At 68.1% G+C, this 21,009-nt stretch carries 23 protein-coding genes; 13 read left to right on the forward strand and 10 right to left on the reverse strand.

Features of this window, described 5'->3' with window-relative positions; all coding sequences use genetic code 11:
• Positions 1–8: 8 nt before the first annotated feature.
• From mtrB to secA, 5 genes are all read left to right on the forward strand, one after another.
• A complete protein-coding gene (gene mtrB, locus HSO01S_RS12445; RefSeq protein WP_066041853.1) occupies positions 9–1,748 on the forward strand; it encodes an MtrAB system histidine kinase MtrB in 1,740 nt (579 codons plus the stop codon).
• Complete coding sequence (locus HSO01S_RS12450) at positions 1,741–3,486, forward strand: LpqB family beta-propeller domain-containing protein (protein ID WP_066041855.1); 1,746 nt, start codon at positions 1,741–1,743, stop codon at positions 3,484–3,486. Before mtrB ends, HSO01S_RS12450 begins: the two co-directional genes overlap by 8 nt.
• A gap of 138 nt (positions 3,487–3,624) precedes the next feature.
• The gene (locus tag HSO01S_RS12455) at positions 3,625–4,287 is read left to right on the forward strand and encodes a ComF family protein (RefSeq protein WP_066041858.1); all 663 of its coding nucleotides are present in this window, start codon (positions 3,625–3,627) and stop codon (positions 4,285–4,287) included.
• Between the two features lie 104 nt (positions 4,288–4,391).
• Entirely contained in the window at positions 4,392–5,120 is a 729-nt protein-coding gene (hpf, locus tag HSO01S_RS12460; RefSeq protein WP_066041860.1) for a ribosome hibernation-promoting factor, HPF/YfiA family, read from the forward strand.
• A 126-nt stretch (positions 5,121–5,246) separates the two neighbouring features.
• Complete coding sequence (gene secA / locus HSO01S_RS12465; RefSeq protein WP_084361630.1) at positions 5,247–8,201, forward strand: preprotein translocase subunit SecA; 2,955 nt, start codon at positions 5,247–5,249, stop codon at positions 8,199–8,201.
• A gap of 74 nt (positions 8,202–8,275) precedes the next feature.
• On the opposite strand, the gene HSO01S_RS12470 is transcribed toward secA, so the two are convergent.
• The gene (locus HSO01S_RS12470) at positions 8,276–8,743 is read right to left on the reverse strand and encodes an Rv3235 family protein (RefSeq protein WP_174522989.1); all 468 of its coding nucleotides are present in this window, start codon (positions 8,741–8,743) and stop codon (positions 8,276–8,278) included.
• A 448-nt stretch (positions 8,744–9,191) separates the two neighbouring features.
• Here HSO01S_RS12470 and HSO01S_RS12475 point away from each other — a divergent pair, with 448 nt between their 5' ends.
• Complete coding sequence (locus HSO01S_RS12475) at positions 9,192–10,685, forward strand: sensor histidine kinase (RefSeq protein ID WP_066041861.1); 1,494 nt, start codon at positions 9,192–9,194, stop codon at positions 10,683–10,685.
• A 127-nt stretch (positions 10,686–10,812) separates the two neighbouring features.
• Here HSO01S_RS12475 and HSO01S_RS18360 read toward each other — a convergent pair whose 3' ends face one another.
• Entirely contained in the window at positions 10,813–11,061 is a 249-nt protein-coding gene (locus tag HSO01S_RS18360) for a WhiB family transcriptional regulator (protein WP_077055322.1), read from the reverse strand.
• Positions 11,062–11,256: 195 nt separating this feature from the next.
• Here HSO01S_RS18360 and HSO01S_RS12480 point away from each other — a divergent pair, with 195 nt between their 5' ends.
• The gene (locus HSO01S_RS12480) at positions 11,257–11,700 is read left to right on the forward strand and encodes a hypothetical protein (RefSeq protein ID WP_066041862.1); all 444 of its coding nucleotides are present in this window, start codon (positions 11,257–11,259) and stop codon (positions 11,698–11,700) included.
• Positions 11,701–11,757: 57 nt separating this feature from the next.
• Here HSO01S_RS12480 and bcp read toward each other — a convergent pair whose 3' ends face one another.
• The gene (gene bcp, locus HSO01S_RS12485) at positions 11,758–12,240 is read right to left on the reverse strand and encodes a thioredoxin-dependent thiol peroxidase (RefSeq protein ID WP_066041864.1); all 483 of its coding nucleotides are present in this window, start codon (positions 12,238–12,240) and stop codon (positions 11,758–11,760) included.
• A 243-nt stretch (positions 12,241–12,483) separates the two neighbouring features.
• Entirely contained in the window at positions 12,484–12,735 is a 252-nt protein-coding gene (locus HSO01S_RS12490) for a DUF3263 domain-containing protein (protein ID WP_066041866.1), read from the reverse strand.
• Between the two features lie 107 nt (positions 12,736–12,842).
• Between HSO01S_RS12490 and HSO01S_RS12495 the strand changes: the two genes are divergently transcribed.
• The 6 genes from HSO01S_RS12495 to HSO01S_RS12515 are packed head-to-tail and all read left to right on the forward strand — an operon-like array spanning position 12,843 to position 16,177.
• Positions 12,843–13,112 (forward strand): hypothetical protein, encoded by a 270-nt coding sequence (locus HSO01S_RS12495; RefSeq protein WP_066041868.1) that lies wholly within the window; start codon positions 12,843–12,845, stop codon positions 13,110–13,112.
• Entirely contained in the window at positions 13,109–13,261 is a 153-nt protein-coding gene (locus HSO01S_RS18765; protein WP_157079049.1) for a hypothetical protein, read from the forward strand. Before HSO01S_RS12495 ends, HSO01S_RS18765 begins: the two co-directional genes overlap by 4 nt.
• Positions 13,261–13,479, forward strand: a complete 219-nt coding sequence (locus HSO01S_RS12500) for a hypothetical protein (protein WP_066041871.1) — start codon at positions 13,261–13,263, stop codon at positions 13,477–13,479. Before HSO01S_RS18765 ends, HSO01S_RS12500 begins: the two co-directional genes overlap by 1 nt.
• Before the next feature lie 51 nt (positions 13,480–13,530).
• Positions 13,531–14,685, forward strand: a complete 1,155-nt coding sequence (locus tag HSO01S_RS12505) for an acyltransferase family protein (RefSeq protein ID WP_066041873.1) — start codon at positions 13,531–13,533, stop codon at positions 14,683–14,685.
• Positions 14,685–14,897, forward strand: a complete 213-nt coding sequence (locus tag HSO01S_RS12510; protein WP_066041874.1) for a hypothetical protein — start codon at positions 14,685–14,687, stop codon at positions 14,895–14,897. Before HSO01S_RS12505 ends, HSO01S_RS12510 begins: the two co-directional genes overlap by 1 nt.
• Positions 14,894–16,177, forward strand: coding sequence for an O-antigen ligase family protein (locus HSO01S_RS12515; RefSeq protein ID WP_066041876.1), 1,284 nt, complete (start codon positions 14,894–14,896; stop codon positions 16,175–16,177). Before HSO01S_RS12510 ends, HSO01S_RS12515 begins: the two co-directional genes overlap by 4 nt.
• 17 nt (positions 16,178–16,194) lie before the next feature.
• Here the strand turns inward: HSO01S_RS12515 and HSO01S_RS12520 are convergent, their stop codons facing one another.
• From HSO01S_RS12520 to HSO01S_RS12545, 6 genes are read right to left on the reverse strand one after another with little or no spacing between them, the layout of a single operon-like run.
• The gene (locus tag HSO01S_RS12520; protein ID WP_066041878.1) at positions 16,195–18,588 is read right to left on the reverse strand and encodes a hypothetical protein; all 2,394 of its coding nucleotides are present in this window, start codon (positions 18,586–18,588) and stop codon (positions 16,195–16,197) included.
• Positions 18,589–18,621: 33 nt separating this feature from the next.
• Positions 18,622–18,975, reverse strand: coding sequence for a hypothetical protein (locus HSO01S_RS12525; protein WP_066041881.1), 354 nt, complete (start codon positions 18,973–18,975; stop codon positions 18,622–18,624).
• Between the two features lie 4 nt (positions 18,976–18,979).
• A complete protein-coding gene (locus HSO01S_RS12530) occupies positions 18,980–19,348 on the reverse strand; it encodes a hypothetical protein (RefSeq protein WP_066041883.1) in 369 nt (122 codons plus the stop codon).
• Positions 19,345–19,812 (reverse strand): hypothetical protein, encoded by a 468-nt coding sequence (locus HSO01S_RS12535; protein ID WP_066041884.1) that lies wholly within the window; start codon positions 19,810–19,812, stop codon positions 19,345–19,347. The genes HSO01S_RS12530 and HSO01S_RS12535 overlap by 4 nt, the downstream gene beginning before the upstream one ends.
• Before the next feature lie 26 nt (positions 19,813–19,838).
• The gene (locus tag HSO01S_RS12540; protein WP_066041886.1) at positions 19,839–20,774 is read right to left on the reverse strand and encodes a M15 family metallopeptidase; all 936 of its coding nucleotides are present in this window, start codon (positions 20,772–20,774) and stop codon (positions 19,839–19,841) included.
• The gene (locus HSO01S_RS12545) at positions 20,774–21,004 is read right to left on the reverse strand and encodes a hypothetical protein (protein WP_066041888.1); all 231 of its coding nucleotides are present in this window, start codon (positions 21,002–21,004) and stop codon (positions 20,774–20,776) included. The genes HSO01S_RS12540 and HSO01S_RS12545 overlap by 1 nt, the downstream gene beginning before the upstream one ends.
• Between the last annotated feature and the right edge of the window lie 5 nt (positions 21,005–21,009).

Below are 21,009 nucleotides of genomic sequence, written 5' to 3' on the forward strand. Positions count from 1 at the left end.
CGGGCCGGATGACCCGCCAGACCCGGCTGGGCCCCGCGGTCCTCCGCGGTTGGCGCAACTGGCCCCGGCAGATCGCACGCCTGTGGCGGCGATCGCTGCAGTTCCGCACGATCGTCATCACCGTGACGCTCTCGGCCATCGCCGTCGTCGTCACCGGTACCTACATGTCGATCAGCATCGGCAACGACCTCTTCCAGTCGCGCCTGCAGCAGGTGCTGGTCGAGTCGAAGAACGCCGCCACCGCGGCCCAGACGATCTTCGACTCCTCGGACGCCTCGGGCGAGGCATCCACGATCTCCCTGCTCAACTCGGCCAAGTCGGCCATCATCGCCTCCTCCTCGAGCCGGTCGATCGCGCTCTACGCGACCCCGGGCCAGGCGGCGGGATCGACCACCGTCCTCTCCTTCGCGAGCCCCGAACTCGCGAACTCCGCGGTGATCACCCAGCAGCTGCAGGACGCGGTGGCCTCGAACCCGGACGGCGTGCAGCAGTACTGGCAGTCGGTTCAGCTGCCGGACGACCAGGGCGGCACGGATCCCGGTATCGTCGTCGGCTCGCCCCTCACCATCCCCGGCGCCGGGGCGTTCGAGCTCTACATCGGCTACAACCTCGCCGAGGCAGAGCAGACGCTCGTCTTCGTGCAGCAGACGCTCTGGCTCGGCGGGCTCGCGCTCGTCATCCTGATCGGCCTGGTCGCCTGGCTGATCGTGCGCATCGTCGTGCAGCCGATCAGGATGGCGGCCGACACGAGTGAGAAGCTCGCCGCCGGCCAGCTCGAGGTGCGCATCCCGGAGCGGGGCGAGGACGTGATCTCGACGCTCGCCCGGTCCTTCAACGGGATGGCCGACAGCATGCAGTCCCAGATCACCCAGCTGGCCGAGCTCTCGCTCGTGCAGCAGCGCTTCGTCTCGGACGTCTCGCACGAGCTCCGCACCCCGCTGACCACGATCCGCCTGGCCGGCGACCTGCTCTACGACCAGCGCGAGAGCTTCCCGCCGGCCACCGGGCGCACCGCCGAGCTCCTTCATACACAGACCCAGCGCTTCGAGTCGCTGCTGGCCGACCTGCTCGAGATCAGCCGCTTCGACGCCGGTTCGGCCGAGCTGAACACCGAACCCACGAGCCTGGTGCGACTGGCCGAGGATGCGATCGAGCAGATGGAGCCGCTGGCCGAGCAGGCGGGCTCGCCCCTCCGCCTGGTCGCGCCGGGCGGCTACTTCGAGGCCGAGGTCGACGCGCGCCGCATCCGCCGCATCGTGCGCAACCTGCTCGGCAACGCCATCGAGCACGGCGAGGGCAAGCCGATCGTGGTGAGCGTGGACAGCGATCAGGAGGCCCTGGCCCTGTCGGTGCGGGACTACGGCAGCGGCATGACCGAGGCCGAGGCCGAGCGCGTCTTCGACCGCTTCTGGCGCGCCGACCCGTCCCGGAAGCGCACGATCGGCGGCACCGGCCTCGGCCTCGCCATCTCGCTCGAGGATGCGACGCTGCACGGCGGCGCGCTCGAGGTCTGGTCGCACCCGGGCGCGGGCAGCTGCTTCCGGCTCACCCTTCCGCGCGTGCGCGGTCTCGTGGCGGGCGGATCACCGCTGCCGCTCGAGCCCGCCGACGCGTTCGGCGAGGCCGCCGCGGTCGCCGAGCTCCGACCGCCGACGCATCCCGTGCCGGCGCAGCCGGTCCCTCTCTCCGCCGAGCCGCTCTTCAGGGACACGCTCTCCACGAACTCACGGGAGGCCGATCGTGGCTGAACCCAAGACGCGAGCCCCTCGCCGGTCCTTCCGCGGTGCGCGCAGTGCCTCCCGCGGCGCCCTCCGCGGCGCGGCGGTCGCGCTCGCCGCCGTGCTCCTCGTCGCGCTCGCCGCGTGCAGCGGCATCCCGCGCACCGGCTCGGTCGAGGCGGGCAACGCGATCGGCACCGACGACCAGATCGACGTCATCTTCCTCGCCGCCGACCCTGTGCCCGGCGCGACCCAGCAGGAGATCCTGAACGGCTTCATCCTCGCCGCCAAGAGCCCGCAGGACGACTACGCGATCGCCCGCCGTTACCTCACCCGCGACGCCGCCGCGACCTGGAAGCCGAACGAGTCGACGACGGTCGACACCGGCAGCCGCCCGATCTCGGCGGTCGGCGACGCACGCCTGCAGATGAGCGTCACCCCGGTCGCGACGGTCGACTCGAACGGGTCGTACACCGAGAGCACCTCCAGCGCTCCGGCCCCGCTCACCTTCGACTTCACGCAGGACGACGGGGAGTGGCGCATCAACGCGCTGGCGAACGGCATCGTGATCGAGGACCTCTTCTTCGACCAGGTCTTCAGCTCGCACGCCCTCTACTTCTACGACCCGAGCTACACCTATCTCGTGCCCGACCTCCGGTGGTTCCCCACCTCGGCCTCGGTGGGCACGCGGATCGTGCGCGCGCTGCTCGCGGGCCCCTCGAGCTGGCTCGGCGGGGGAGCGGTGGTGACGGCCTTCCCCGAGGGCACGCAGACCTCCTCGGTCGTCACGACCGGGGGGCAGACCCAGGTCGAGCTCTCCAGCAACGTCCTCCAGGCCGACGCCAACGACCTTCAGCGGATGAACTTCCAGCTCAGCGCGAGCCTCAGTGACCTCGCCTCCGCCTCGCGGGTGGCGATCTCGGTCGATCAGAACGTCGTCCCCATCCCGGGCTCCGACGTGTCCGAGCCGAACGTCGCTCCCCGGGTCGACGCCCAGCCCCTCGTCCTCCGCGACGGGTCGTTCGGCTACCTCTCGGGTTCCGGGGTCATCCCGATCCCGGGTGTGAGCGACCCGGTGCAGGATCTCGCCCCGCAGGCGGTCGCCTACTCGAAGACCAGCGGCACCGCTGCTGTCAAGGCCGCGAGCGGCGCCGTCTACGCTGTGCGCCTCTCGGGCGGGCAGGGCGTGCCGACCCTGCTCGACCAGCGGATCGACCTGATCGAGCCGGCCGTGGATCCCTTCGGCTACGTCTGGTCGGTGCCCGCCGATCAGCCCACCGCGCTCACCGCCACCGGCGCCAACGGGTCCCCGATCACCGTGCCGACCACCTGGGACGGCGCCTCCGGCATCACCTCCTTCGAGGTCTCCCGCGACGGCACGCGGGCCCTGGCGTACCTGACCAGCGGAGGGCTGCCGAAGCTCGTCGTCTCGGCCGTGATCCGCGACCCGAACGGCGTGCCGCGCGGGCTCGGCGAACCGATCGCGCTCTCGACCTCGGCGGGGACTCCGATCGCCGCCACCTGGGTCGACCAGCTGACCGTGGCGTCGCTCGCGGTGCTGCCCTCCGGGGAGACCCGGGCGAGCGCCCAAAAGCTCGGCGGCCGCAGCACGACGCTGGGGGCTCCTCCCGCGGGCGTGGCGATGGCCGGGGGCAACGACCTCGAGGGCCTCCGAGTCCTCTCCTCCTCGGGCGACCTCCTGCAGCAGCGGGGGAGCGCCTGGCAGGCCGTGGTCTCGGGGATCGGAAAGCTCGCTACGCAGAACTGAGTCGCGGCGGCGCACCTACTCCTCCACATGCCGGCTCCTCCACAAGCCGGCTCCTCCACAGGAGGGCTCATCGAGTCCGCCGTCCACAGATCTGCCGGTGGGCGGTCGTCTGGGATGCCTGGCAGCCAGCATTGCTGCATGTCCATCACCCTCTCGTTCCGGCCACACCCCTGGATCGCCGACGCGGCGGCCCTCCTCTCCCCGGTCGGCTGCGCCGGCTGCGGCCGGCGAGACCGCGGGGTCTGCGACGACTGCCGTGCCGAGCTCGTCCCACGGCTCGAGTACGTGAGCGCCCCCGCGCTCGGAGTGCCGGTGCGGGTCGCGCTCGACTACGGCGGCGTCACCGCGCGCGTCCTCCGCGCACTCAAAGACGGCGGGCGAACGGATGCGGTGGCCCCGCTCACCCCGGCGATGCGCGCGCTGCTGGCCGGCATCCCGCCCGGGGTTCGGCTCGTGACCATGCCCTCGGCTCCGTCCGCCGTCCGCCGGCGCGGCTACCGGCCGGTCGATCTCCTGGTCCGAGCGGCCGGGTTCCCGCTGCCCCGGAGGCCGGGACTCGTCCTCAGCCGCGAGGTGGCCGACCAGGCGGAGCTCAGCGCCGAGGAGCGGCGGGCCAACCTGCGGGGCGCGATGCGCGCATCCCGAGCCGTCGCCGGCAGGCCGGTCGTGCTGGTCGACGACGTGCTCACCACCGGTTCGACCCTGATCGAGGCCGAACGTGCGCTCGTCGCCGCCGGATGTCCAGTCGTCGGCGCGGCGTGTCTGGCCTACACAGTGAAACGGAAGGTGTCCGGCAGGTAATTGGGTGGTGACTCGCGGGGGTGCCCGTACTAGCTTGGGGGGACAAGGCGCGAACGGTCCCGGCTTGTCGGTACCACCGCCATCAATACGGCTAGGAGGTCTCCATGGAAGTCAATGTCACTGGAAGAAACCTAGGGATCACTGATCGCTTTCGCGAGTACGCGAGCGAGAAGGCGGAGAAGGTCGCCCATCTGTCCGACAAGGCTCTCGCCCTCGAGATCAAGGTCTGCCGGCACAACTCGGCCAACGGCACCCAGAGCGGGGACGACCGGGTCGAACTGACGCTGATCGGGCCGGGGCCGATCGTGCGGGCCGAGAGTGCGGCGTCGGACAAGTACGCCGCCTTCGACTTAGCCCTCGCCAAACTCATGCAGCGCGTGCGGCGGGCGAAGGACCGCAAGAAGGTGCACCGGGGTCAGCACCGGCCCGTGTCGCTCCACGAGGCGAGCACGGGTGGCTTCAGTCTGATCGACGTCGAGCCCGCGAGCCCCGACCTGATCGACGGGCGGCTGCGGAGCTCGTCCGAGGCGGCTTCGGCCGCGGGATCGGTGGATGCCTCCGGCGAGGTCGACGCGACCGACACCGACGAGGAGTACTGCCCCGTGGTCATCCGCAAGAAGGTCTTCGGTGCCGCGCCGATGACGGTCGACGACGCGCTCTACCACATGGAGCTCGTCGGCCACGACTTCTACCTGTTCATCGACGCGGAGTCGAACCGGCCGAGCGTGGTCTACCGCCGCAAGGGCTGGGACTACGGAGTGATCGGGCTGGACGAGAACGCTGCGGCGTTCGCGGAGCTCGAATCCGAGACGGTCGGCCAGGCCGCCGGGTAGCCACGGGGGTGCGGAGCTCTCCCACTGCGATCGCAGCGGATGCGCCGCCGACGTCCAGGTGTGAGCAACTAGTATGGCTTACGCTTGCGCGGAGCGCGCAGCACCGAATGCAGTGGGAGAGACTCCGTGGCCTCAGTCCTTGAAAAGGTCCTTCGTGTCGGCGAGGGCCGAACCCTTCGCAAACTCCAGAACTACGCGAAGGCGATCAATGCGCTGGAAGAAGACTTCCAGGCGCTGTCCGACGAGGAGCTCAAAGACGAGACTCCGCGACTGCGTGAGCGGTTCGAGGCCGGCGAGAGCCTGGACCACCTGCTCCCCGAGGCGTTCGCGGCGGTCCGCGAGGCGGCCAGCCGCACGCTGGGCCTCCGGCACTTCGACGTGCAGCTGATGGGTGGCGCGGCGCTCCACCTCGGCAACATCGCCGAGATGAAGACCGGTGAGGGCAAGACCCTGGTCGCCACGACCGCGGCCTACCTCAACGCCATCACCGGCAAGGGCGTGCACGTCATCACGGTGAACGACTACCTCGCCGGCTACCAGAGCGAGCTGATGGGACGTGTGTTCCGTGCCCTCGGCATGACCACGGGCGTCATCCTCGCCGGGCAGACGCCGGCCGAGCGCCGCGTGCAGTACGAGGCCGACATCACCTACGGCACGAACAACGAGTTCGGCTTCGACTACCTGCGCGACAACATGGCGTGGCAGGCCTCGGACATGGTGCAGCGCGGCCACAACTTCGCGATCGTCGACGAGGTCGACTCGATCCTGATCGACGAGGCGCGCACCCCGCTCATCATCTCCGGCCCCGCCTCGGGCGAGGCGAACCGCTGGTTCAACGAGTTCGCGCAGATCGCGACCAAGCTCGTGGCCGACGAGGACTACGAGGTCGACGAGAAGAAGCGCACCGTCGGCGTACTCGAGCCCGGCATCGAGAAGGTCGAGGACTACCTCGGCATCGACAACCTCTACGAGTCGGCGAACACCCCGCTGATCTCGTTCCTGAACAACGCCATCAAGGCGAAGGCCCTGTTCAAGAAGGACAAGGACTACGTCGTGCTGAACGGCGAGGTGCTGATCGTCGACGAGCACACCGGCCGCATCCTGGCCGGGCGTCGCTACAACGAGGGCATCCACCAGGCCATCGAGGCCAAGGAGGGCGTGGCGGTCAAGGCCGAGAACCAGACGCTCGCCACCGTCACCCTGCAGAACTACTTCCGTCTCTATGACAAGCTCTCGGGCATGACCGGTACCGCCGAGACCGAGGCGGCCGAGTTCATGAGCACCTACAAGCTCGGCGTCGTCGCCATCCCGACGAACCGGCCGATGCAGCGCATCGACCAGGCCGACCTCGTCTACAAGAACGAGCAGTCCAAGTTCGACCAGGTGGTCGAGGACATCGTGGAGCGTCACGAGAAGGGCCAGCCCGTGCTGGTCGGCACCACGAGCGTCGAGAAGAGCGAGTACCTCTCGCGACTGCTCGCCAAGCGCGGGGTACGCCACGAGGTGCTGAACGCGAAGAACCACGCACGCGAGGCCGCGATCGTCGCCCAGGCCGGCCGGTACGGCTCGGTCACGGTCGCGACGAACATGGCCGGCCGTGGAACGGACATCATGCTCGGTGGCAACGCCGAGTTCCTCGCGGTCGCCGAGATGAACGCCCGCGGGCTCAGCCCCGTCGAGACCCCCGACGAGTACGAGGCCGCCTGGGACGAGGTGTTCGCCTCTGTGAAGGCCGATGTCGACAAGGAGGCCGAGCGGGTCATCGAGGCCGGTGGCCTCTACGTGCTCGGCACCGAGCGCCACGAGTCGCGCCGCATCGACAACCAGCTCCGAGGCCGCAGCGGTCGTCAGGGCGACCCGGGCGAGAGCCGCTTCTACCTGTCGCTCACCGACGACCTCATGCGCCTGTTCAACGCCGGCGCGGCCGAGAGCCTGATGGGCCGTTCGGGTGTGCCGGACGACCTGGCCATCGAGTCGAAGGTCGTCTCGCGCGCCATCCGTAGCGCCCAGTCGCAGGTCGAGAGCCGCAACGCCGAGATCCGCAAGAACGTGCTGAAGTACGACGACGTGCTGAACCGCCAGCGCGAGGCCATCTACAGCGACCGCCGGCACATCCTCGAGGGCGACAACCTCCAGGACCGCGCGCAGCGGTTCCTCGAGGACGTGGTCGAGGAGATCATCTCGGAGCACGCCGCCGCCGGAAACGGCGACGACTGGGACTTCGACGCGCTCTGGACCGAGCTGAAGACGCTCTACCCGATCTCGATCTCGGTCGACGAGGTCATCGCCGAGGCGGGGAGCAAGGGCCGCGTCAACCGCGAGTTCGTGACCCGCGAGGTGCTGTCGGATGCCAAGCTCGCCTACCAGCGCCGCGAGGAGACCCTCGGTGAGGCCGCCATGCGCGAGCTCGAGCGCCGCGTGGTGCTCTCGGTGATCGACCGCCGCTGGCGCGACCACCTCTACGAGATGGACTACCTGAAGGACGGCATCGGCCTTCGCGCGATGGCGCAGCGCGACCCGCTGGTCGAGTACCAGCGCGAGGGCTTCGCCCTGTTCCAGTCGATGATGGGCCAGATCCGCGAGGAGACCGTCGGCTTCCTGTTCAACCTCGAGGTCGAGGTCAATGCCTCGCCGACCGAGGTGGGCACGCCTAACGTCGAGGCCAAGGGCCTTGGCCAGAACGCCGCTCCGGCCGAGAAGCTGAGCTTCTCCGCTCCGAGCGACTCGGGCGGAGTCGAGGTGCGCAACCAGCGCGGCCAGATCGAGCAGGCCGCCACGGCGCGTGCGCAGCAGGCCGAAGAGAAGTCGGTGCCCGTCGCCAGCGCGTTCTCGCGCGGGGGAGCGGCCGCTGGTGCGGGTGCATCGGCGTCGAGCGGATCGGGCACCTCGGGGTCCGCGCCGAAGCAGGGCGGCCAGAAGGCCTCGGGCCAGAACTCGGGCGGCCAGAAGGCCTCGGGCCAGAACTCGGGATCGCAGAACTCCGGGTCGCAGAACTCGGGCGGCCAGAACTCCGGGGGCGCGAGCTCCGGCGGATCGAACAACCGGGCGCAGCGTCGCTCGCAGGGCAAGAAGAAGCGCTGACCCTGAGGTCGTAGCGATCGCCCCGGTCCGGCTCACCTCCGGCCGGGGCGATTCTCTTTTCAGAGCATGTGCTGTCAGAGCACGTGGATGGCGCTCGCGCGCCAGCGCGTGCCGAGCATCTCGAGCCGGATCGCCACGGCCCGCGACCGCGCGCGGCCGTGGACGATCACGACGGCCTCGACCACGCCCTCCCGCGGCTCGCCGAGCACCGTGCTGCCCATCGTGAACGCGGGCCGGGTCGGCGAGTCCCCGCGCGTGTGCCGCGCCCGCCGCGACAGCACCACGCGCTTCGTCAGGTGCGCGTACACGTCCGACGACAGCCACCGGGCGATCTGGTCGAGCTCCCGCGTTCCGGCCAGGATCTCGACCACGCAGCGCGCCAGACTCTCCGCGAGCGGGCGCGGGTCCGGCCACTCCGGATGCTCCGCCCGCTTCCCAGCGTCGGGCCGGCCCTGCCGGTCCGGTCGCTCGTGGCGTTCCACGGCGGGCGGCAAGGTCGCCTCAGCGGGACGGACGGCGAACGTGGTCGAGGTCGCGGTCAACGGGGCTCCTTCGGTGCGGGTGAGCCCTCGCCGCGGCGCAGCTCTCGTGCAAGTAAGCATTGCTCAGCAATGTGTCGAGGGCTGTTACTCAACCAGTGTCGGAAATCCTTGTCCAGGAGCGTTTGTGCCCTGTGGAATACGCACCGAGCGCCATCCTCATTAGGTGGAAATTGCTCATAACACCCCCGGGCCGGATGCTGATGGACTGTCCTCACACAACAACACGAGTTTCCGACCGGGGTGCCCGTTCCCCCGACCTACCGCTACCCCGGTCGGAATGAAACGGCCCCCGTGATCGGTTCGTAGGGAAACGCGATCACGGGGGCCAGTCATGTCCCCCTCCAGTGACCTTGCGGGCCGCGTGATGCTCCCCGCGAATGCCGGCTCGGCCTGATCGCATCACGTCCTCACATCAGAACCGCAGATCGACTCCCCGTAGGCTAGAACCGTGTCAACTCTCAGTGATCTCGTCACCGCGCACGGCAGCTCGAATGAGGCCGACGTCGAGTGGCTGCACCTCCTCGTCAGCGACTGCCAGCTCCTCGCCGATCTCGCCTTCGCCGACATCGTGCTCTGGGTGCCCACGCTCGACGACACCTTCGTCGCGGTCGCGCACTCGCGCCCCTCGAGCTCGGCGACCCTGTTCTACCGCGACTTCGTGGGCCAGACCATCAAGCCCGAGTGGCGCAAGCAGGTCACCGACGCGTTCGAGAGCGCGCAGATCGTCGACACCGCGGCCCCCGACTGGTACGAAGAGACCCCCACCCGCGTGCGTGCGGTCCCCGTGCTCCGGCGCCTGTCCGTCTCCGAGCAGACGACCACCGAGCGCCCGATCGCCGTCATCACCCGGCACACCAACTTGAGCGAGGCGCGCACCCCGAGCCGCCAGGAGCTCACCTTCAACGAGTGCGCCAACGACCTCTTCTCGATGATCGCCGCCGGCGACTTCCCCGACCTGGGGGCGCCGACCGGTCCGCGCCGGGGCGCACCCCGTGCATCCGATGGTCTGATCCGGCTCGACGTCGACGGCATCGTCACCTTCGCGAGCCCGAACGGCCTGTCCGCGTTCAACCGGATGGGCTTCGTCGGCGAGCTCGAGGGCCAGTCGCTGGCCGAGGTCACGACCGGGCTGCTGGCCGGCCGCCTGATCGTCGACGAGTCCCTGCCCCTGGTCGTGACTGGCCGCGCGCCGTGGCGCACCGACATCGAGGCCAAGGGGGTGACGGTGTCGCTCCGCGCCATCCCGCTCCGCACCCGCGGGCACCGCTTCGGCGCCATCGTGCTGAGCCGTGACGTGACCGAGCTCCGGCACCAGGAGCGCGAGCTCATCACGAAGGACGCGACGATCCGCGAGATCCACCACCGGGTCAAGAACAACCTGCAGACCGTGGCGTCGCTGCTGCGTATCCAGGCGCGCCGCACGCACTCCGACGAGGCTCGGGATGCGCTGACCCAGGCCATGCGCCGGGTCGCGGCGATCGCGGTCGTGCACGACACCCTCTCCGAGGGCCTCAACCAGCGGGTCGACTTCGACACCGTCTTCGACCGCGTGCTGCTGCTCGTCGCCGAGGTCGCGTCCGCGCACAACACGACGGTGCACCCCAAGTCGACGGGAAGCTTCGGCGTCCTCCCGAGCGAGTACGCGACCCCGCTCGCCCTCGCGCTGACCGAGCTCGTGACGAACGCGGTCGAGCACGGCCTCGCCGGTCAGGAGGGCGAGGTCGAGATCGCCGCGACGCGCTCGGAGGAGACGCTCACGGTCGAGGTGCGCGACAGCGGCACCGGCCTGCCCGAGGGCAAGGTCGGCTCCGGGCTCGGCACGCAGATCGTGCGCACCCTGATCCAGGGCGAACTCGGCGGCACGATCGACTGGCACACCATGGTGGGCAGCGGCACGGTCGTGACGATCGAGATCCCGTTCCGGTGGCTCAAGAAGCCGTGAGCAGGAGCCGATCGGGCTGTGCTGCCGGATAGAGGGCAGATGCGCTACCGGTCCCGAAACGGCACGAAGCCCCGACAACCGGCGGAAGCCGGCCCATCGGGGCTCGTGGCGTGAGTGTTCGGGAAGGTCAGGAGGCGCGTCGGGCGCGAGCGGCCCGGCGCTTGAGGGCGCGGCGCTCGTCTTCGCTGAGGCCACCCCAGACTCCGGAGTCCTGTCCGGTCTCGAGGGCGTACTGGAGGCAGACCTCCGTGACGGAGCATCGAGCGCAGACCGCCTTCGCTTTGTCGATCTGATCGACAGCAGGTCCGGTGTTTCCTACGGGGAAGAAAAGTTCCGGGTCAGCGGTCAGGCAGGCGGCTTTGTCGCGCCAATCCATAGCGGGAGCTCCTTATGTAGCGAGGGTGCTTCGGTCGAACGACCTAAGGGATTCGGGTGAGATAGTCAATGGCACGGTGGACGCTGCAATCAGAGGAGATTGCACCCGCTCACGTCACTGTGAGCAACATTGACCTCAGATATGTTTGCATACTGGTACATGCAAATCAAGGGTTTTCTACGGAGTACAGGCGTGATGGACGAGGCGAACGCAGGGCGAACATCCGGTGAAACCGGTGCGAACGGCACGCCCGGGCGCCCCCGTCGGCCCCTGCTCCTCATCCTGCTGGCCCTCATCGTGGGCGCCGAGGCGGTCGTGATGATCGGGGTGACGATCTGGCTGCTGCTGGAGGTCGTGACCGGTCAGCAGACCTCGATCGAGACGGCCCTGGGCATACTCGTTCTGTCGGCGGTCGCCGCGGTCTTCCTGTCGTTCGTGGCGATCCACACCCTGCGCGCCCGGCCGTGGACCCGGGCCGCCACCCTGGTCTGGCAGCTGCTGCAGATCGTGACCGCGTTCGCCTGCTTCCAGGGCCTGGTCGAGGATGCTCGGGTCGGCTGGTACCTGCTGGTCCCGGCGGTGCTCGCGCTGGTGCTGCTGTTCACCCCGCCCGTCGTCGCCGCGACCCGGCGCGACTAGGCCCGCGCGACCCGGCGCGATCAGATCCGCGCGACCCGATGGGCCGCGCAGCCACGACTAGGCGTCGATCTTCAGCTTCTTGCGCAGCGACGCGACGTGCCCGGTGGCCTTGACGTTGTAGAGCGCCAGGCTCACGACGCCCTCCTCGTCGATCACGAAAGTCGAGCGCAGCACGCCGGTGACGGTCTTGCCGTAGAGCGACTTCTCGCCCCAGGCTCCGTAGAGGCGGTGCACGGCGGCATCCGGATCCGACAGCAGCGTGAAGTTGAGGCCCTGGTCGTCGATGAAACCCTTGAGCTTGGCAGGCTGGTCTCGCGAGACGCCGAGCACGGTGTAGCCGGCGCTCTTCAGCGAGTTGAGGTTGTCGCGGAAGTCGCAGGCCTCTTTGGTGCACCCCGGCGTGCCCGCCTCGGGGTAGAAGTACAGGATGACGCGTCGACCGCGGTAGTCCTCGAGCGAACGGGAGACGCCGTCCTCGTCGAGGAGGGTGAACCCGGGCGCCGGCCGGCCGGCTTCGATGCGAACGCTGGTGTCGGTCATGACTCCAGTATTTCGCATCCGGAAACCGAAAACGGCCCGGACGTTTGTCCGGGCCGTTTCTCTCGGTGCACCCCCTGGGACTTGAACCCAGAACCCACTGATAGCGAGTGCGGGTGCCGAAGACTAAGGGCTGATTCCGACTAGCCCGGAGTCGCGGGGGAGTAGCCGGTTTCGGGTTCCGGTGACTTCCGACGGATTCCGAACAACTCGGATCGAAAGTAACGAGTAAGTAGCGGGCGCCGGTCAGGCATCGGACCGCATCAGCCTGGTCGCGCGCTCACGCATGCGCCGGTCACGGCGATCACGGAGCCGGTAGAGCAGCTGCGGGTTCGCGGCTATCGCGTCCTCACGGTCGAGGAGACGGTGGAGGGCCTGCAGGTACTGGGTGTGCTTCATGCCCAGGACGCGCTGCACGGCCATCTCCCGGCCCGCGAGGGGCTGGTCTATCCACTTCTCCTCGAACGCGAGGATCGCACTCTCATGGGCCGTCAGCATGTGTTCATGATGCCGCGAGCCCCCGACACTTGACTTGGCGTGTTGTCGGGGGTCGTGCTTACGATCGTGCTGCGCGGGCCGGCGCGCTCCCTGAGAGAGGAGCACCGTTGGCCGAGTGGCACCCGATCGAGACCGTCCGCGCGAACTCGTGGATCTTCCCGAGGCCCGGCACCGACGAGCCGCTGGCTGAGATCCGGCATCTGTCCGTCACAGTCGGCGACCGCCGCGTGTGGACCTTCCGTGCGGTGACGTGGTCCGAGCCGCGTGAGCTCATCGGGGCCGGCTACTTCGACACGTTGCGCGATGCCGCGTTCGCCTGTCATCGGTACGCGCTGCACGTCGCCATCCGGCCGCAGCTGAACGAGACAATCCGGTGAGTAGAGTCGTCCGCATGATCGTGCGCGCCGGATACCTCGTCGACGGAGAACCACGCGAGGACCAGACTGAAGCGCCCACCTACGACGCCGCTCTGGCCGCCCTGCCCGTGCGCGAAGCGCAGCGTCTCTGGCTGAAGGTCGAGCGGTAGTGCTCCTGTTCCTCGCACGCGGCATCGAGAGCGATCACTACTGGATCGTGCAGGAAGTCGACGGCACGCTCGTCGAGACGCCGTGGCGGGTCGAGCACGAGTCGGACGGGTACCGGCTGAGTCACGCTGATGACTCCGCGCAGACCGCTCGGGTGTTCGCGCTCGGTGCTTTCGAGTTCCCAGAGCAAGCAGTCTCGGCCCTTCGCGACATCCTCTGAGGCGCTCAGGGATTTACGCGCACGCAACAACCGTCAGCTACGCTCTGTCCCATGGGGCGCGGGGAGATCATCACATCGAGCCGGCCGCTGCTGGCTGGCCTGACCGGCATCCGTGCCCTCGCCGCGGCCTGGGTCATCCTCGAGCACTTCGAGAAACCGATCTACGCGCTACTGCCAGGCACCGTGCCGCTCGAGCCGTGGATCAACGCCGGCTACCTCGGCGTCGAGATCTTCTTCATCCTCAGCGGCTTCATCATCGCCTACAACTACGCCGAGCGTTTCCGACGCTTCACGTGGGGGAACTACCGCCAGTTCCTCGAGCTCCGGGTCGCACGCATCTACCCTGTGCAACTGGCGACCCTCCTGCTGGTCGGTGTGCTCGTCATCGCGGCTGCTGCGGTCGGTGTCTCTCTCGAGGCGGCCGACAAGTTCACGGTCCCGAACTTCATCGCGAACGTCTTCATGCTGCAGGCCATCCCGCCGTTCGAGGCATGGAACGGGCCCGCCTGGTCGATCTGCGCCGAGTTCGGCGCTTACCTCGTCTTCCCACTAATCGCCCTAGGCGTCGCCGGGGTGCGGTCACCGCGCACCGGGTTCCTGCTCAGCGCCGCCATATGCGCGGTCACGGTCGTCGCGCTCATGCTGTACGGCACCTACGTCGACACCTCGCCGACCAGCTACGGGATGATCTGGCTCCGCATCGCTGGCGAGTTCTCCATGGGCTGCTTCCTCTACAGCGGGTGGCGCTACCTCGGCACCCGCCAGACCGGCCGAGGCTGGGCCATCGCCGCCGGCGTATCCATCATCGCCATCGGCATCGTGATCGGCTTTTCGACCGAGAAGTACCAGTCGCTCCTCGCGCTACCCTTCATCGCTCTCTTCGTGCTCAGCTGCGCCGGAGCGACGGGCATCGTCGGCCGCGTGCTGCAGTCGCGCGTGATGATCTGGGGCGGAAAGGTCTCGTACTCGTTCTACATGACCCACTTCATCGTCCTGATGGTGGTCGGGAAACTCCTCCCTTGGGAGTCCTTCGAGCAGTCGTCGCTCGTCGTCAGGATCGGTGTGCTCGTCGCCTACTTCGTGGGGGTCTACGTCGCGGGGACGGCGTGCTACTACCTCGTCGAAGAACCGGGGCGGAAGCTCATCCGACGCCTCGTCAAGAGGTCGCGCAAGCAGCCGCTTCCCACACAGGTGCGGTCCCTGTGATGCGAGACGAATGGTGGCGTCTGTTCAAGAAGCCCTCCACCGCGTTCTGGCTCGGCGGCGCGGCAACCCTGCTGGGACTCTGCTTCCTCCCCTTCGCAGCCAGCGATCCCGACCTCGGGTTCAGCATGGCGGCGATGTTCCTCGTGATCGCCGCACTCCTGTTCCTGAGCGGTTACGCTTCGACCGTGTCCGACAGAATGCGTGACAAATGAGCACCACCTTCCACCGCTCGACCGAGGTCGCGCAGATGGAGAAGCAAGACTTCGCCCTCAAGGCCGGGCGGGTGCTCCTCTACCTCGGATTGACCTTCGTCTCGATCACGGTGCTCCGCTTCGGTGAATCCGGGATCACCTTCGGCGACATCTTCATCTTCGCCAGCCTGGTCTTCACGATCCTCTCCAGGCTTGATCGCAGCGACCTCTACACGCTGAGGCCCGGAGCGGTCATCATCACCGGGATGCTCGTAATCGGTGGCCTGCTGGCGACGTTCTCAGCGCTCAACCCCCTTGGGTCCGCGCTCGTCCTCGTCCGCATCCTCATCGTCGCCGTGATCCTGCCCTGGCAGGCGATCTACCTGCTTTCAGACACCCGCTTCCTCTACCGGGGCGCATTCGCGTTCGCCCTCGGCGGGGGCATCACCGGCGCCGGAACGATCGCCCAATCCGTGCTCGGACCTGGCGTGATCCCCGGCACCGAGATCACGAACGCCGGCCGGTACACCGGCTTCGCGCAGCACGTGTCCGACACTGGCGGCATCACCAGTGCAGCGCTCATCGTCGCGTTCGGGTTGATCATCGCCGCGACCACCCGACGGCAGCGCTTCGGCGCGGCCGCAGTTGCACTCGGGGCGGGCATCGGGCTCATCCTCAGTGGCAGCGTGTCCGGTCTGATCGCAGTCGCGGTCGGGTTCCTCATCTTCGTCATTCGCAGAGCCATCCGCCCCGGCACAGCGGTCCTCATAGCCGTGGCCGGCGCCGCTGTCTTCTGGATCGCATCGGCCATCCAGGCGGCGACCTCGAACGCGCTCGACCCCTGGCAGCGAATCCTCCAAACCCTAGGCCTCAGCGCGGGCGGCCGGTACGCGACCTCTGAGATCCGTGCATCCACCTACCAGACCGCGGTCGACAAGACCTTCCTCAACCCCTTCGGCTACGGCCTAGACCCCGCCTCCTCGATCGTGGACGGAACCTTCCCGGCTCACAACCTGCTCCTCGCCGCGCTGTACCAAGGCGGCTTGATCTTCGCGATCGCCATCCTCGCGCTCATCGTCCGCCCCTTCCTGGGCAGATGGCTGCGCACCGACCCCTCCACCCTCACGACCGCGATTCTCGCGACTGCTGTGTCGGCGTTCGTCTTCGCGATGACAGCGCCGAGCATGTACAACCGCTACTTCTGGGTTCCCATCGCGCTGCTGCTAGTTGCCCGGTCGCTCGCGGGAACGACGAAAGACCCCCTCAGGGCCAGCCCGAAGGCCAGCCCCAAGGGGGTCTGAGGTTCCGCGTTACCCGCTCACGCGAGCGGGAGAGTGCGCACGCTCTCGTAGTAGCCGACTCCAGCGGAGTGAGCCACGCCGTGCTTCGTCGAAGCAGCCATGACTGTGGGCGTTCCTCCGGCCAGGCCGTCGACTGTGTCGTAGCCGGTCCAGATGCTCACTCCGTTGATCCGGAAGTCGAGCGCGAGGCCGTTCCGGTAGCACTCGAGCACGTCACCGGCAGCAATCGTGACGGTGGTCGTCACCAGAGTGGCGACGGTCGTGCTTGCGGCCGCGCAACGCTTGACCAGACGGTAGTGGAGATCCGACCCCGACACGCGTGTGAGCGAGTAAAGGTTGGACCCGTCGACCATCCGTTCGCACAGTCCCGTAAATCCGGCTGAGCCTGGGTCCGCGACCACCACCCGGGTGATGCCGTTGAGGTGGGCGTCGTTGTAGGTCCAGTACACGACCCCGCTGGTGCCAGTCAGCTTGCCCTTGTTGCTCTCGATGGCGGCGGTTGATCCGCTTCCGGTCGACGCCCAGGGGAAGCCGCCGGTAGGAGTCGAGCCCCACCCCGAACCGTCCGACCTATGGAAGTCGTCGAGGCCATAGATCGTGGGGTCCGGGTCAGGTGGCGGCGTGGTCGGAGACTTGCGCATCGAGTAGGTCTCGAACGGGATTCCCTTCTTGGCCGCCGCGGTCTGGGTGACCGAGAGGCTGAGGATGATCTCCGTGATGAGCATGATCGCGTAATGGAGTGCGCCGAGGTAAGTCGGGTGCGCTCCGTCGTCCCACATGAACCAGTCAACGGAACCGTCGAGCACGCGGTTGTTGCGCTTGCCCTGGTACTTCCCGTAGAACCACTGCTGCGTCCGGGGCGAGAACTGGGTCACGATCGAGCGGCCGGCCGCGGCGGCTTGAGCCTCCTGCTCCATCTGAACCATCCGAGCCTCGTTCGGGTCACCGATGGAGTACCGGATCTGCGGCGAGATCATGTAGATGGTGTCGAGGGTTGGGCACTCAGCGGTTAGACGGTCCAGGATGACACCGATCCCCGTCTGGAGGTCGCCGGCGGGGAAGGGGATGTCGTTGATCGACAGCTCGAAGATGAACTTGGTCGCGCCTGAGGCGTTGACCGCGTTGATGAGCGGAGTGAGTCGGACCGGGTCCTGGTAGTTCCGCGATCCGGCGGGGCCCGTGTTCAGCACACCGGTTCCGCCTTGGCCGCTGAACGAGAGGCCCCAGTTGAGCGCCTCGGCAGTGATCGTCGGCCAGTTGAACGGGATTGGCGCGAACTTCCCGTCCGCCCACCAGGAGTCACCCACGCCCACCGCGAAGATCGGGCGCTTGGGAGGAGCCATGGCAACCGCGCCCGCGGAGACCGCCAGCTTGCCGAGGGTGCCGTTGACGGCCGTCAGGCGCACCCGGCGGACCTCGTCTCGGTCGAGCTTGAACCGGAGCCAGCCCGGCGCGGGAGTGCTCGTGGCTTCCTCGTTGGTGAGGAACATCTCCTGAGCGAGCTGATTGTCGAGCCAGAGCTGCACCCTCATGCTCGCGTTGTTGGGCCGGGCGTACACCGCGAATTCGGGCCCGCCGAGGATGCTCTCATAGTCGGAAACGCTGCCGGTGCTGCGGACGAACGCGCCGGTGCCGGAGGCGACGATGGCGCCGCTCGAGCTGATGTCTTCCCGACCGCCGCGGGTGAGCGTCCAGGCCGAACCCTCGGTGCTCTTGAGGTCGTAGATGGTGCCGGGCGCGGCCAGGCCGGTATCGCTGGAGGAGGCGATCCAGTCGGCGTAGAAGCTCTTGCCGCTCTTGCCGTAGGCGCGGGCGACCAGCATCTCCGCGTACTCCGTTGCCATGTACCCACCGCGGTTCGGCGTGCCGACAGCCGAGCCCAGCGCAGCCTTGGTGAGGGCACCTGTGCCCACGTTGTTCGCGGTCTGCGCGTCGGAGGATGTCCCGACGGCGGCCGCAGCAACCGCTGCGGCTTCTGCCCTTTGCGCGGCTTCGAGCGCTTCCTGAGCGGATGCGAGGGCATCCTGAGCGGCCTCGAGCGCCTGGTCGGCGTAGGTCGGTCCGTACTCCGGAGGCTGCACCGGCTGAGTCTCCTTCATCGTGGAGTAGTCCACGGGGGTGCCCGTGGCGCCCTCGAAGGTGCGGAGCTCGACACGGGTGTCGCCGATCTGACGATTCACGCTGTCGAAGTCGCGGAAGGCGAACTCCCAGACGAGCCAGTCACCGTCGTACGTGGTTTCCACGTTGTCGATCGTGACCTGCCCGTTCTCGAGCTTGAAGGTCTTCGCGATCGGCCAGTTGATCGTCGTGCCGTCGACGAACCGGTACGCCGGCTGCACGTCGACGGTGGTGTTCTTGTTCGCCACGCCGGGCCCGATGACGGACTTCACGAGCAGGGACTTCTTCGCCATCAGGCGCTCCTCACAGCAGGGGGACGGGCAGGATCAGGCGTGCTTCGCGTCGTACGGTTCCGCCGGCGCGTTCGGGACCACGGCGACACCGATCGCGGCGAGGGCCGCGAGGAAAATCTGCAGCCACTCGGCGCCGGTCACACCGTCGGTGAGGACACTCGCGAGGGCGGTCAGGGCGGCACCGAGGATGGCGACGATGAACTTGAAGTAGCGGGCCAGGCCGTCGTCGAGGTTCGGCACGAGGTAGACGCCGACGGCGGTGACGATCGCGATGGCGACGTTCACGAGCTCGGGCACGGTCACGACGTTGTCGGACAGCGCCGCGATCAGGATCGTGACGGCCGAGGCGATGATCGTGAGGATGGACTTCGCGTAGGTGGTGAGCACGGTGTTACTCCTTGATGAGGTCGGGGTTCAGTTCCGGGTGGCGTCGAATCCACTGCGGCGGGATCGTGTCTTCGACTTCCGCAATGTCGGCGGGATCGAGGTTGGGTCCGCGCGGGTCGCCCTTCCACTGATCGGCGATGGCGCGAAGGATGCGAGCGAAGGCAGAGGCACGCTTCACGGCAGCGTTCTCGACCTCGTCGAGGCGGGTGTAGACCCGGGCGAGTTCGCCGTCGAGACGGGCGTCGATCCGAGCGTCGAGGGCTGAGCGTGCGTCGGCCTGGGTCTTGCCCCGGGTTCCGAGGTACAGCAGGGCTGCGGCGATCGACGTGCCGATGACGCCGACGAGAGCGGGGAGGATGATGTCGGGGTTCACGCGTCGCTCTCCTGCTCCTTGTGGCGCTCCTTCCACTCCTCGCCGAGCATGGTGAGGCGGAACAGGGCGAGCGGGAGGCCGAAGCCGAGCATCGCGACGATGAACCAGTTCGGGGTTTCGTCGGGCGATGGTGTCGGGTAGAGGATCACGGACGCCATGTAGGCGAAGACCATGCCGACGAGCAGCGACTTCCCGACCATCTCGATCGCCCACAGCCGCGGGAACGCAACCGCGAGGAGGCACACCGCGGCGACCACGGTGAACGCGATCCCCACGAGGTCGAGGAGTTCTTCGCTGAGGAGCCGGTTGAGGAGCCTCGAACCGAACACGACGGCGTTGACCCCTGCCCACATGGCGAGAAGGTCGTAGAGCGGGAGCCACACCCGTTTCAGGTTGCGGTATTTCCACTCGTCGACGGGGATCGCCCCGTGAGCCCAGATGGATGCGGCGAACAGACGGCGCATAGTGTCCCCTCCCAGGGTCGAGGAGTTCAGACGGAGACCGTGATCGGCGCGTGCCCGTGCTCGACGCGGGTGCGGTTCGCCTGGTCGACGAGGAACAGGAAGTCGTCGCGGGACACGACGCGCTCCCCGAACTCGTTGTCCCGGGTGGGGCGCAGCAGGCCGAGATTCACCATGCGCTCACGCTCATCCCCGACGAGCTCGCGGACGAAGCCGTCAGCGATGCTGATTGCCCACTGGCGCGGGGTGCCGTCGATCCGGTATCCGAGGATGTTCGTCGACGCGGCCGGCGTGAGCTTCAGGATCTCCTTGAAGATCAGCCCATCCGGGCCGGTCGCCGGGTTCTGGGTGGTCGCCTGGTCCATCTGCAGCCGAAGCCGGTACTCGAGCGTGTGGTCCTGGCCGACGGCGCCCTGGCGCAGGAAGGCGTCGAACACCGCCTGCGTGGCGATCTTGAGCAGCTGCTCTTCGGTGTAGGGCATGTCGTCTTCCTCCTCGGGGAACGGGGTGAAGTCGGAGCTGGCCCAGTCAGACCACCCGCCGACGTAGTTGAAGTGCCACGGCTCGCCCGACGGTTTGCCGACGAGCTCCCACGACCAGCCGAAGCGGGGCGCGTTCGCGACGAGCCAGCGGTGCCGGTCGGTGTTGCCGCCGTTGCCGTACACCCACGAGTTGATGTCGACCGCGAGACCCTGCCCGTGCGAGGACGTGCCCGGCACCGCCGCGACGTTGCCCTTCCCGGAGCGGTACAGGTTGTAGAGATACTGCTGGGTGGGGATGTCGCGGAACGCCTCGCTGATCGTGAACGCGACCCCGAAGGCCGCCTCGAAGGCCTCCGCGAAAGCACGCAGCGACCGGGCGGCGGCCGGCTGCAGGAAGTGGCCGAGCCCGTCGAAGTCGAGCATCAGCCGCTTCGCCGCGACGTCGCCGTTCTGCAGCTGCGGCGCCCACGGAATCGCGCCCATTAGGGCACCACCAGGAAGCGGGCGGTGAACGTGGTGTCTGCCACCGGGTCGCCCGTCGCACGGCTGCGGAGGACGCCACGGACGAGGGTGTCGTCGAAGCCGGTGAACTCCATGGCGAGGTTCTCGTCGCGCATGTCCGGGACGATCGTGGCCGGGCGAACGCTGAGCCCGTGAGGGACAGCGAACACCCCGGCCGCGTTGGTCTCAGTCGTGACTGTCGTGGCGTCCACGGCGT

It is taken from the genome of Herbiconiux solani NBRC 106740 (genome assembly GCF_001571005.1).
GTDB classification, from domain to species: domain Bacteria; phylum Actinomycetota; class Actinomycetes; order Actinomycetales; family Microbacteriaceae; genus Herbiconiux; species Herbiconiux solani.

Bases quoted from the DNA above. Each gene is read 5' to 3' on its own strand.
- HSO01S_RS12520 (WP_066041878.1), bottom strand. From the start codon at position 18,588: ATGGCGAAGAAGTCCCTGCTCGTGAAGTCCGTCATCGGGCCCGGCGTG.
- HSO01S_RS12480 (WP_066041862.1), top strand. From the start codon at position 11,257: ATGGACGAGGCGAACGCAGGGCGAACATCCGGTGAAACCGGTGCGAAC.
- HSO01S_RS12540 (WP_066041886.1), bottom strand. From the start codon at position 20,774: ATGGGCGCGATTCCGTGGGCGCCGCAGCTGCAGAACGGCGACGTCGCG.
- HSO01S_RS12535 (WP_066041884.1), bottom strand. From the start codon at position 19,812: ATGCGCCGTCTGTTCGCCGCATCCATCTGGGCTCACGGGGCGATCCCC.
- HSO01S_RS12510 (WP_066041874.1), top strand. From the start codon at position 14,685: ATGCGAGACGAATGGTGGCGTCTGTTCAAGAAGCCCTCCACCGCGTTC.
- HSO01S_RS12490 (WP_066041866.1), bottom strand. From the start codon at position 12,735: ATGCTGACGGCCCATGAGAGTGCGATCCTCGCGTTCGAGGAGAAGTGG.
- hpf (WP_066041860.1), top strand. From the start codon at position 4,392: ATGGAAGTCAATGTCACTGGAAGAAACCTAGGGATCACTGATCGCTTT.
- HSO01S_RS12505 (WP_066041873.1), top strand. From the start codon at position 13,531: ATGGGGCGCGGGGAGATCATCACATCGAGCCGGCCGCTGCTGGCTGGC.
- HSO01S_RS12455 (WP_066041858.1), top strand. From the start codon at position 3,625: ATGTCCATCACCCTCTCGTTCCGGCCACACCCCTGGATCGCCGACGCG.
- HSO01S_RS12515 (WP_066041876.1), top strand. From the start codon at position 14,894: ATGAGCACCACCTTCCACCGCTCGACCGAGGTCGCGCAGATGGAGAAG.
- bcp (WP_066041864.1), bottom strand. From the start codon at position 12,240: ATGACCGACACCAGCGTTCGCATCGAAGCCGGCCGGCCGGCGCCCGGG.
- mtrB (WP_066041853.1), top strand. From the start codon at position 9: ATGACCCGCCAGACCCGGCTGGGCCCCGCGGTCCTCCGCGGTTGGCGC.
- HSO01S_RS18360 (WP_077055322.1), bottom strand. From the start codon at position 11,061: ATGGATTGGCGCGACAAAGCCGCCTGCCTGACCGCTGACCCGGAACTT.